General features: G+C 52.9%; 9 protein-coding genes. All 9 read right to left on the bottom strand.

Features of this window, described 5'->3' with window-relative positions:
• Window positions 1-3: 3 nt before the first annotated feature.
• Window positions 4-1,086: a phospho-N-acetylmuramoyl-pentapeptide-transferase gene (mraY, locus tag ATY27_RS09100; RefSeq protein WP_208933190.1), complete on the bottom strand. Its 1,083-nt coding sequence runs from the start codon at window positions 1,084-1,086 to the stop codon at window positions 4-6.
• Window positions 1,080-2,456, bottom strand: a complete 1,377-nt coding sequence (gene murF, locus ATY27_RS09095) for a UDP-N-acetylmuramoyl-tripeptide--D-alanyl-D-alanine ligase (RefSeq protein ID WP_208933189.1) — start codon at window positions 2,454-2,456, stop codon at window positions 1,080-1,082. The genes mraY and murF overlap by 7 nt, the downstream gene beginning before the upstream one ends.
• On the bottom strand, window positions 2,456-3,967 hold the full coding sequence (locus ATY27_RS09090) for a UDP-N-acetylmuramoyl-L-alanyl-D-glutamate--2,6-diaminopimelate ligase (RefSeq protein WP_208933187.1): 1,512 nt from the start codon (window positions 3,965-3,967) through the stop codon (window positions 2,456-2,458). The genes murF and ATY27_RS09090 overlap by 1 nt, the downstream gene beginning before the upstream one ends.
• The gene (locus tag ATY27_RS09085) at window positions 3,957-5,702 is read right to left on the bottom strand and encodes a penicillin-binding transpeptidase domain-containing protein (protein WP_208933186.1); all 1,746 of its coding nucleotides are present in this window, start codon (window positions 5,700-5,702) and stop codon (window positions 3,957-3,959) included. Before ATY27_RS09085 ends, ATY27_RS09090 begins: the two co-directional genes overlap by 11 nt.
• Window positions 5,699-6,007: a cell division protein FtsL gene (gene ftsL / locus ATY27_RS09080; RefSeq protein WP_208933185.1), complete on the bottom strand. Its 309-nt coding sequence runs from the start codon at window positions 6,005-6,007 to the stop codon at window positions 5,699-5,701. The genes ATY27_RS09085 and ftsL overlap by 4 nt, the downstream gene beginning before the upstream one ends.
• Entirely contained in the window at window positions 6,004-6,972 is a 969-nt protein-coding gene (gene rsmH, locus ATY27_RS09075; RefSeq protein ID WP_208933184.1) for a 16S rRNA (cytosine(1402)-N(4))-methyltransferase RsmH, read from the bottom strand. Before rsmH ends, ftsL begins: the two co-directional genes overlap by 4 nt.
• On the bottom strand, window positions 6,969-7,439 hold the full coding sequence (mraZ, locus tag ATY27_RS09070) for a division/cell wall cluster transcriptional repressor MraZ (RefSeq protein WP_208933183.1): 471 nt from the start codon (window positions 7,437-7,439) through the stop codon (window positions 6,969-6,971). The genes rsmH and mraZ overlap by 4 nt, the downstream gene beginning before the upstream one ends.
• 506 nt (window positions 7,440-7,945) lie before the next feature.
• Window positions 7,946-9,037, bottom strand: a complete 1,092-nt coding sequence (locus ATY27_RS09065; protein ID WP_208933182.1) for an efflux RND transporter periplasmic adaptor subunit — start codon at window positions 9,035-9,037, stop codon at window positions 7,946-7,948.
• Window positions 9,024-12,110 (bottom strand): efflux RND transporter permease subunit, encoded by a 3,087-nt coding sequence (locus tag ATY27_RS09060; RefSeq protein WP_208933181.1) that lies wholly within the window; start codon window positions 12,108-12,110, stop codon window positions 9,024-9,026. Before ATY27_RS09060 ends, ATY27_RS09065 begins: the two co-directional genes overlap by 14 nt.
• Window positions 12,111-12,132 lie beyond the last annotated feature (22 nt).

The following is a 12,132-nucleotide window of genomic DNA, read 5'->3' as shown; positions in this document are numbered from 1 at the left end:
GCGTTAACGCAGTTTTAAGGTCGCTAAACCAATCAGCACAAAAATAATCGACAGGATCCAGAAGCGCACAATGACGCGAGGTTCCGGCCAGCCTTTTAATTCATAGTGATGGTGAATAGGCGCCATACGGAAGATGCGCTGGCCGCGTAATTTGTAAGAACCGACCTGCAGGATCACCGACATTGTTTCGATGACAAAAATACCGCCCATCACAATTAGTACAATTTCCTGGCGCACCAGTACCGCGATCACGCCGAGTAATGCGCCGAGTGCCAATGAACCGACGTCGCCCATAAACACTTGTGCCGGATAGGTGTTGAACCATAAAAAGCCAAGGCCAGCGCCGACCATACTGGTACAGACCACCACCAGTTCAGAGGTCAGCGGTAAATGCGGAATATTCAGATAGTTAGCAAACACAGCGTTGCCGCTGACGTAAGCGATAATGGCAAATGCTGCCGCCACCATCACAGTTGGCACAATAGCAAGACCGTCTAAACCATCGGTCAGGTTGACCGCGTTGGAGAAACCAACCATGACAAAATAAGTGGTAACCAGGAAAAACAGCCCGAGCTGAGGCAATACATCTTTAACAAAAGGCACCAGCAATGACGTTTCGGCCGGCCGTTCCGCAGTGGCATACAGGAAAATCGCCGTCACCAGCGCAAACACGGATTGCCAGAAATATTTCCAGCGTGCGATTAAGCCTTTTGGGTCTTTGCGGATGACTTTGCGGTAATCGTCGATAAAACCAATCCAACCATAAGCAACCAACACAAACAGCACAACCCAGACGTATTTATTGCTCAGGTCGGCCCACAGCAGCGTGCTGATGCCGATCGAGCCTAAAATCAGCAAACCGCCCATAGTCGGCGTGCCTTTTTTAGAGAAATGGCTCTCAGGGCCGTCATTGCGCACGGTCTGGCCGATTTGCAGACGCTGCAGCGCGGCAATCAGTTTCGGGCCAAAATACAGGCTCAGCAATAATGCCGTCAGGACGCCCAAGATGGCGCGAAACGTCAGATAGCTGAATACGTTAAAAGCATTGATATATTGAGTCAGAAACTCGGCTAACCAAACTAACATGCGCTTGTCTCCTGCTGACATCTTTCTAGCAAGTCCTGAACGACTAATTCCATCCGGGCGCTGCGCGAGCCTTTGACCAGAATGGACACTTCTTCTTTGTTCTTTAATAGTGCATGCAATTTACTCAGCAGATGGTCACGCGAGCTGAAATGCGCGCCTTGCTGATGGAATTGCTCACTGGCGTTCTGTGATAACACGCCTAAGGTGAACAGTCCGTTAATTCCCGCCTGTTTGGCGTAGATCCCCACTTCTTCGTGGTAGATCCGTGCATCCGGTCCCAATTCACCCATATCGCCCAAAACGAAATAACGCTGACCGCCATAAGATGCCAACAAATCAATGGCCGCTTTGGCTGATTCCACATTGGCATTGTAGGTATCGTCAATAATGCGCAGACCAGCTTTGGGCTGATAGACGTTAATCCGGCCTTTCACCGGCTGCATCGCAGCGAGGCCAAGTTGCACATCAGTCAGGCTGGCACCCAGCGCAAGCACTGCGGCAGTGGCTGCTAAGGCGTTATGCACATTGTGTTTGCCCGGCAACGTCAACTGCACAAAGCAGTGACCTTGTGGTGTATGTAACTCAAAACCGGCACAGCCTTCCGCATCCAGTTCAATATTATCGGCATAGATATCAGCATGTTGGGTGGCACTGAAACTCTGCACATTCAAGTGCTGGACTTTGGGTAACCAATAACTGTGATAGTCCGAATCCAGTGGCAGGATGGCGGTGCCGCCAGCCGATAAACCACTGTAAATTTCACCTTTGGCACGGGCGACGCCAAAAATATCGCCAAAGCCTTCAATATGCGCTGGTGCGACAATGGTGATCAGCGCTACGTCCGGTTTCACCAGCGAGCTGGTATACGCAATTTCACCTAAGTGATTGGCGCCGAGTTCCATTACGGCAAAATTGTGGCTTTCATGCAGCCGCAATAAGGTCAGCGGCACGCCGATTTCGTTATTAAAATTGCCGGCGGTGGCCAGTACATTACCGATACGCGATAAGATCGCGGCCATCATTTCTTTCACTGTGGTTTTGCCGACACTGCCGGTGACCGCCACAGTTTTTAGTTTCAACTTACTTTTGACCAGTGCGCCGAGCTGGCCTAACGCCAGCCGGGTATCCGCCACTATTAATTGTGGGACCGGCACATCCAGGTGCCGGGTCACCACCAGCGCACAGGCTCCTTTATTCACGACTTCTTCGGCAAACTTATGGCCGTCAAAATTCGGACCTTGCAGGGCAATAAACAAATCACCCGGTGCAATCTGCCGGCTGTCTGTACTGACACTGTTGATTGCAACATCAGCACCGACCAAGCGGGCCGATAATGCCGTGGCTATTTCACTGGCCATTAATGTGATCATCAGCTCATCTCCGCCAATAAATCATTGATAAATTTACGTTCGTCATAGTCCCGCACGATATTTCCCAATACCTGATAACTCTCGTGGCCTTTACCGGCCACCAGGATCATGTCATGCGCGTGGGCTTCAATCAGGGCCAGTTTAATGGCGGATTCCCGATCAGGTTCGATCTGGCAGTTGGCGCCGGTTTGCATACCGGCAGCAATGTCTTTACAGATATCGAGTACAGCTTCAGTGCGGGGGTTGTCGGCAGTAATGATAACATGATCCGCGTGCTGTTCGGCGATTTGTCCCATTAAAGGTCGTTTGCCTTTGTCCCGGTCGCCACCACAGCCAAATACACACCAGATCCGGCCACGGCTTTGTTGTCTGAGCGCCTGCAGACTTTGTTTAAGTGCATCAGGGGTATGGGCATAATCCACCACCAGCGACACATCATCCGGGAAATGCCATAACTCCATGCGGCCGGCAACGGCTTTGAGTTTTTTCACCGCGTCAACAATGGCAGACAGTTTGTGGCCACACTGCAATAACGCACCGACCGCGGCCAGCACATTTTGCACGTTAAATTCGGCCAGTAACGGGATTTGTAAATCAAAGTCGCCCAGATGACTATGCAGGCGCAGATGAAAACCTTTGCCGTCTGAGCGCAGGTGGTCATAACCCAAATATTGCGGATAACCGGCACAATCAGCTAAACGACCGTAAACCAGCACCGGTACCTCACAGTCCGCGGCCAGCGTTTTGCCAAAGTCGTCAGACACATTAATCACTGCAGTCTTGCACTGCTCAGCACGAAACAGCTGCGCTTTGGCGGCGCCATAAGCTTCCATCGTGCCATGATAGTCCAGATGATCACGGCTTAAATTAGTAAACACCGCCACTTTAAATTGCAGGCCAGCAACACGCTGTTGCACCAGCGCGTGAGATGACACTTCCATCGCAGTGCGCAGACGCCCTTGCTCGCAAAAACCATAAAATATCCGATGTAAATCTACCAGATGAGGCGTGGTATTTTGCAGTGGTGTCAGCGCTGTATATGGGCCGTAGCCCAAAGTACCGACCACTGCGGCAGGCTTGCCAAGCATGTCAGACAGCTGATTAACAAAAATCGCCGTACTGGATTTACCGTTGGTGCCGGTGATGCCAATCAGTTCCAGCCGCTGCGCCGCTTCATGATAAAAACTACTGACCAGCGCTGGCAGCACACTAAGCAGATCCGGCCAGACACAAACCTGGGGTTCCAGCGCAAGACCGGCATCGCCCTCAGCCAGACTATCGGTCAGGATCAACGCAGCACCGCTATGAATAGCCTGACGGATATAGCGGTTACCATGCCCACCAACTCCGGGTAGCGCCAGAAAAATATCACCATTTTTCAGATATTTAGAATTGTACTGCAAATCTGCAGCAGCAGTTATTTCTGGTAGCTTCTCTAACGCACAAAGCGACTGCCCTGCGGCAGTCGCTTTGAACGGAGTCAACCAGCGCTGAAGTCGGTTAACCTGCATCGGGACCTCCGGTCACCTTAGTAATACGGCTGTCATTGCCATCAGGTGGTAAATTCAGCAGTTGCATCGCAGCCCCCATCACAGTGCTGAACACCGGAGCCGCCACTTCACCGCCATAATAATAATCACCGCTGGGTTCGTTAATAATGACTACGCAAGCCAGACGCGGGCTTGAGATTGGCCCAATGCCGGCAAATGAACCGATATAGTCGTTGCCATAACCACCGGCAATGGCTTTTTTCGCAGTGCCTGTTTTACCGCCAACCCGATAACCCGGTACCCGGGCTTTGGTCGCAGTACCACCTTTTTCTGTCACTTGTTCCAGCATCTCCACCATAGCGTCGGCATACTGTTCCGACACCACTTGTTTACCGGCCGGCGGCTGGTCAGATTTTAACAGCGTGAGTGGCCGGACTACGCCACCATTGGCAATCGCCGAATACATTTTGGCCAGTTGCACTGCTGTCACAGACAAGCCGTAACCAAAGGATAAAGTAGCGCGTTCATGATCAGACCAGCGCGCGCGTTCCCGCAACATGCCAGCACTCTCACCGACCAGACCAAGACCGGTGTCCGAACCGATCCCCATGTCGTAATACATATCGAGCAGCTCTTCATGCGGCATGCCAAGCGCCAGGCGGGTCACGCCAATGTTGGATGACTTGCGCATAATGCCGGTCAGATCCAGATCGCCATAACCATTAGTGTCCTGCACCCGACGGCCACCGACCATAATAGTGCCGTGACCGGTCGCAATGACGGTATTCATGTTGGCAGTACCATTTTCCAGCGCCGCTAACACCGGCAACGGCTTAATGGTTGAACCCGGCTCAAAAGTGTCGGTGATCGCGCGATTACGGAAGCGGTGTACCGCGGTATTTTTACGGTTATTTGGGTTATACGACGGACTATTGACCATCGCCAACACTTCACCGGTATGCACATCGACCAACACCAGCGAGCCTGAAGCTGCACCAAAAGTCAGCACGGCTTTTTTCAGCTCGCGATAAGCCACCGCCTGAATACGCTGATCAATCGACAACTGTAAATTGCGTGATGCAGTCGCATCTTCCTGCTCCAGCACTTCAATTTCGCGGCCTTTAGCGTCTTTACGCACCAGCTTACGACCCGGAGTGCCTTTTAAAATACTGTCAAACTGCCGCTCAACACCTTCGACGCCATGATCGTCAACGTTGGTAAAACCAAGGATATGGGCAGTCACTTCACCCGATGGGTAATAGCGTTTGGATTCTTGCTTGAAATAAACGCCTGGCACCTTCAGTTTGCGGATGTAATCCACAGTGGCAGGACTGGCCTGACGCTGCAGATAGACATAACGTTTTTTCTTGTCGCTGGCGATTTTCTTGGTCAGCTCTTCCGGCGTCACCTGCAGCATTTCGGCTAACGCATGCCAGCGGCGCTGATCTTTATTGGCACCGGCTTCAATGACCATTTTTGAATCAGCGTAAATCGATTCTACCGGTACGCTGACAGCCAGCTCTTCGCCATTACGATCAGTGATCATGCCGCGCAGTACGTCGTCAGACTTGACGCGCAATGAGCGTAAGTCGCCCTGGGCAATCAGTTTGTCTGGTTCAATCACCTGTAAATAGGCAGCGCGTGCGATTAATCCAACAAATACAGTGGATAACGTCAGCACGACAAAAGCAAAACGCCAGCTGATTAAAGTGGGTTGTTTGCGACTCTTTGCCTGACGGCCGGTGCTTTTTCTCATGGTTCATCCACCACTATATCTTGCTGTCCAAGCGGACGAACCATCAGCAGCTGTTTCTTTGCCAGCTCTTCAACGCGGCTATGTTCAGACAAAGCACGCTGTTCGACCAATAAATTGCGCCATTCCATATCCAGCGCATCCCGTTGTTGAAATAATTTGTCCTGGCTAATCGTCAGCTGCCGGTTCATATGCGTCAGCTCAATTACCGCCAGGGCCGACCCCATAGCGCCAATCAACAGCAGGATCACCAGCTTGTGCTGGGCTAAATCCTGTAAAATCAGGCGATTGAGCCGAATCGCACTCATGCTTTAGCCTTTGGCGAGCTTGCCGCCATGCGCTCTGCCACCCGTAATACCGCGCTGCGTGAGCGCGGATTGGCTGCCAGTTCGGCATCAGACGGCATCATCGCTTTGCCAATCAGCTTCAGAGCCAGATCCTGGCGCATTTGCGCTTCAGTCAACACAATGCCTTTAGGCAGCTGTGCCGGCTTACTGTGTTTGCGCATAAATTGTTTGACCAGCCGGTCTTCCAGCGAATGAAAGCTAATCACGGCCAGACGTCCGCCCGGCTTTAACACTGTCAACGCCGCTTCTAACGCTTGATTGACCTGTTCCAGCTCACTGTTGATATAAATGCGGATGCCCTGAAAACTGCGCGTAGCCGGATGTTTTTTCTCTTTAAAACTTTTTGGCACGACGCGGGCGATTAATGCCGCCAGCTGTGCGGTGCGGGTAAAAGGTTCAGTGACGCGCGCTTCAACGATTGCGTTGGCGATCTTCCAGGCGAATTTCTCTTCACCGTATTCGCGCAGCACAAAAGTGATGTCTTCGACGTCGGCTTTAGCCAGCCAGGCGGCAGCAGAAATACCGGAGGTTGGGTCCATCCGCATGTCTAAAGGGCCGTCACGCATAAAACTAAAACCGCGCTCGGCGTCGTCCAGTTGCGGGGATGACACACCCAAATCCAGTAAAATGCCGTCGACTGCACCGGTGATTTGCTGGTCTGCAGCCACAGTAGCCAGCTCAGCAAAAGCACAATGACTGATATGAAAACGCGCGTCTTTGGCAAACTCATCGGCGGCTGCGGCTGCAATGGCTGACGGGTCGCGGTCAATAGCAAACAAGCGACCTGCTGGACCGAGCTGGCTTAACACCACCCGGCTATGCCCTCCCCTGCCAAAGGTGCCGTCGACATAAATGCCGTCAGGCCGAATGGCGAGGCCTTCGATGGTTTCGGTTAACAAGACTGAAATGTGTGCGGGCTGGCTCATAAGGACAAATCCATTAAACGTTCTGACAGCTCGGCATCACCGGCCTGGGCAAGTTCCTGTTCAGCAGCCATGTCTTCAGCAACGCGCTGATGCCAGGTCTCTTCATCCCAGATCTCAAATTTGTTTAGTTGTCCCACCAGGCGTAAGCCTTTGCTTAAGTGCGCATGGGAGCGCAGCGTGGCGGGAAGCAGAATGCGGCCGTTTTTGTCCATTTCACAATCGGTGGCATGGCCCAATAACAGGCGTTTTAAGCGTTGTTCCTGCGGGTTGAAGCTCGACAGCCGTTTCAGTTTCTCTTCGATTTCTTCCCATTCGGACAATGGATACAGCAGCAAGCAGGGATCTTTATGGTCGATCGTACAGATCAGTTGGCCACTGGCGTCAGATAACAACAGGTCACGGTAACGCGTTGGCAGCGTCAACCGACCCTTGTCGTCCAGGCTCAGAGCAAAAGACCCACGAAACATGAATTGATCCCACTTGGTTATTATTTGATCCGTAGAAGATCCACACTGACCCACAATCTTCCACAATGTCACAGTTTAGGGCTGCAAATTCAGCATTGTCAAGGCGAAACCCCACTGGATCGATCGAATAAGATCCAATAAAAATGCGGCTTGCGGCGAAGGTGGGAAAAAAGGGGGAAAAAGTGGGAGAAAAATCCACGGATCAGCAGATCAAGGGGTAAAAAGTGTCGCGTAACCAGCAGCAACTGACTGTGGCAGCAAACAGATTCGGTTGGCTATCCAGCCATCCATGTCGATTGATTCAGGCCGCAGCGACGGCTTGCAGGAGGGGGTGTAGTGCACTCAGTGCAATAGTGACATCGGACGATGTACGCCACGTGGTGGCCAGCAGGCTGCGCTTGCCGCTAGCTGCGATCTGGCGTTAAGGGGGAACGGAGTTGCTGGGCATCACATGCTGGGCGTCACACGCCCAATGCGCAGGGCGTGGAGGCCAAAATTAACTGGTTTTATTGCACGCCGGCGCGACTGCCGGCCAGTTTAAACTCTTCAGCACTGAGTACACGCACAGCGGCCCCATCGGTCAGCGTATCCGCGCCGCGAACTACCAGCTGATCACCGCTGCTGAGAGCGCCCTCCACCTGTAACCATTCGCCCTGGCCCTGGCCTAACGCCACTTTGACCTGCTGCGCTTTATTGGCGGCAACCTTGAATACTGAATGTTGTTTCTGTGCTAATACCAGCGCATCACGGTGGATCACCAGGCTATCGCGCGCCACCGCAGTTGGAATGCCGACACTCACCAGCTGGCCAACCTGAAAGCCATTGCCTTTGGCCTGCAGCCTTACTTCAAAGGTCTGCGAACGGTTATCAGATACCGGTATTGTCGATTGCACGGTCAGCGAGCGCTGGCCCTGCTGGTCAAATACGCTGACCTGCTGGCCCGGCTGCACATAAGCGGCGTATTGCAGCGGCGCAAACACCCGAACTTCGAGCTGGTCCAGATTCACCAATTGCAGCAAAGGTGCACTGCGGCTGATCTCTTCACCAATCTGATGAAACCGCTGACTGACGACACCAGCAAACGGTGCTTTTAATTCGGCCCGGTTCAGCTGATCCTGCAATTGCGCCAATGACGCCTGACTCAGCTCAATATCGGCCCGCGCCAGATCAGCTTCTGCCTGTGTCTGATCGACCAGCGTCTGCGATACCAGCGCTTTACCGAGCAGACTACGCTGGCGCGCCAGTTCTTTATCCAACCGCAACGACTGGATCTGTGCGCGTTTTAACTGCGCCTGCAGCTCAGATGCACGCAACTGCAATGGCTTCAGATCCAGCCGCGCCAGCACGTCACCGGCCTGCACTTGTTGGCCAGGTTCTGCGATCCAGTCCAGCCGGCCGTCGACGCCGGTACTTAAATTCGACTGATACTTACTTTGCACCTGGCCGGACACCATCATGGTCGGGGCTATTTGCATGGTCCGCACTGCAGCGGTACTGACGACGCGCTCTGGCGCCTTTTCCTGCGCACTCAGCACTGGCGTGGTCAGCGCTGCGCCAAACAACAGGCTTAGCAGTAGTTTTTTCTCAGGCAATTTCATGGGATACCTCGGCAACATAAATTGGTTTTTCCCGGCGTTTGGCCGGCAAAGCCTGCAACATCGCAGGCACTAAAATCAGACTGAACAACATACTAAAAGTCATACCACCGACAATGACAATGGCCAGGCCGCGATAGATTTCGGTACCGACGCCGGGGATCAGCGCCAGCGGCAACATGCCAAAAATACTGGTCAGGGTACTCATTAAAATCGGGCGCGCCCGAATTTGTACTGCAAATTCAATCGCCTCCAGCTGCGCCATGCCAAGCTGTAACGACTGGCGATACTGCTCAACTAACAAAATCGCATTGTTGACGACCAGACCCAGCAGGATGATAAAACCAATCATCGTCAGTAAATCCAGTGACTGAAACACAAAGAGATTCAACAGTTTCAGACCAATCACACCGCCAGCCAGCGCCATCGGCATCGTCAGCAGCACCAGCAGACTGTCCCGCGCCGATTTAAACAGCGCCGCCATCAGTAAAAACAGGATCAGTACCGCCACCACAAAGTTCGCCAGCATCGAACTCATCGCTTTTTCCAACCGATCGGCACTGCCGCGAAATTGCACCGTCATGTCGTTGCCATGTTTGTTGCGTAGTGGTTGTACGATGTCCTGCTGCAACACATTGACCACATCTTCCAGTGCCATCGTTGCCGGTGGCGACACTTGTAAGCTGACGGTACGCAGGCCATTGACCCTTAACAAGGTAGTTGGGCCAACAGTGCGCTGCATCTGCGTCAGCTGGCCAAGCGTCTGTACACCGGCTTGTTGGGTGAACACAGGTGTGGCCTGCAATTGTTCCGGATTATCCCAGGCCGGCGCGCGCAGAATAATATCCATCCGCTCGTTGCCGTCGAATTGCTCACCGACATAAATGCCATCGGTGACTGCGCGAATTGCCGTCGCTACCGAAAAACGGTCAATGCCGGCCTGCGCGATGTTGTGTTCATCCGGCAGAATGCGCAGTTCTGGCTGGTTTTGTTGTAAGCCCGGTTCGGCCTGCACATTGGCGCCAGGTAACTTTTGTTCTATCAGAGTCTTGGCTGCAGCGGCCTGCGCCATCAGGAAATCGGTATCAGGCCCCTGGAAATCAACAAACATTTCGCGGCCCGAGTTAAAACCAAAATTCAGTAAGCTGGCGCGGAAACTGAAGGACTCGGTATCCGGCAAGTCTTTTAAGATCTCAGTGCGGAGCAAAGTCAGCATATCGTTGACTGAGCGTGGGTCTTCCGGATAAATAAACAACACGTTAAAGGCAGAGAACATCGACAAGTTATAGCCTTTAATTGCCGGGTATTTTTTATCCTCGTAATAGGGTTTCAGTCGTTTGACCAGCAACTGGCCAATTTCCTGTTCCATCACTTTGATATTGCCGCCCGGCGGCAAGGTAAAACCGGTAAAAATACCATCACCATTGGCCTGCGGCAGGAAGTCAGCCTTCGGCAGTAACAACATCATCAACAACATGGCGCCCGGCACTAAGGCCAGCGACCAGCCAATAGCACGGGTTTTACCTTTGGTCAGCCGCATCACACCACGGCTCAGCTGCACCCAGCGCGTCGCCAGCGGATCTGGTTTGATATCCGTCGCTTTAAACCACAACATGGTGCAGACCGGTAACAGCGTCAGCGAAACCAGCATCGAAGCGGAAATCGACACGGCCAGTGTCAGCGCCAAATCGTAAAACAGCTGGCCTTCAACGCCTTGCATATAAAGCACCGGTAAGAATATCGCCACTGTGGTGGCGGTAGATGCCAATAACGCACCACCAACCTGGCGGCAACCGAGTTTGATTGCAGCACCAAGCGCCTGCCCTTGCTGCATCAGCCGGACAATATTTTCCTGCACGACAATCGCCGCATCCAGCACCATGCCAACAGCAAAAGCCAGGCCTGCCAGTGAAATCACATTGAGGCTACGGCCAAACGCCTGCAGCACGACAAAGGCAATCAGCAAACAGACCGGAATAGTCAGACCAATCAGCGCGGTCGCTTTCCAACCGCGCAGGAAGATATACAGAATGCCGAGACTCAGCGCGACGCCAAGCCACAGGTTGGAATTGACCAGCGCAATGGCGCGGCGAATATGGATAGAGGCATCAAAACTCAGTTCCATTTCCAGTTGTTGCGGCGCCAGAATGTCGCGGTTCAGCTCCACAATGGCCTTATTCACTTCATCCAGAATGGCCACTGTATTGGAGTTTTCACCACGCTCCAGTGTCAGATAATACGCCGGCAAGCCGTTGCGTTTGGTAAAGCCGTTGATTTCCGGATAACCCAGTTCAACCTCAGCAATTTCCTGCAGATATACCGGCCGGCCCTGGTTGTAAGAGACAATCATCCGGGCATAATCCGCCGGTTCAAACTGCCCTTCAAACCGGACTGTATATTGCCGGCGGCCCACTTCAGCAAAACCGCCGGACATATTGACCGAACGGCTGATACTGCTTTGCAGTTGTTCAATGCCGATGCCAAGTGCGGCCATTTTGTATGGGTCAAAAGTGATATGCAGTTCACGCGGTAAATCCGACGCCAGCTGTACATTGCTGACGCCGGAAATGGCACGCAGCCGTGGCCCGACGTTGTCACGAATCAGTTTCAGATAAGGGCCAAAATCATCACCGGCTTGCGGGTTCATTTGTTTGATCAGAATCGATGCGACATTACCGCGCCCGCTGCCGACGTTAATCTGTGGTTCGGCCGCTTCACGTGGCCGCGGTGGCGCCTGATTCAGTGCATTGATCACATCCAGCATGGCGCGCTGCATATCCTGACCCACTTCAAAGGTCAGCGAAATCGAGCCATAGCCCTGACCGACATTACTTTGGATCTCCACCACACCGGGTACGTTGCGCAGGGTATTTTCCTGCGGCTCGATAATAGTGGCTTCCATCTCCTGCGGCGCCGCTGCGCGCCAGCCGTTATTGATAAAGATTTGCGGCCGGTCCAGATCCGGCAACAGCTGAATAGGCAGTTTGTATAACGCCAGCAGGCCAAACAATAAAATAAGGCACACCAGCACAAAAGTCGCTGCAGGGTTTTTGCAGGCAGCACGGGTCAGATCCATGGTCATATTTCCACATCGAACA

The sequence above is a fragment of the Rheinheimera sp. F8 genome (assembly GCF_001518915.1).
Note: the sequence above shows the minus strand (reverse complement) of the source record. Positions and strands in the feature narration are given on the sequence as shown.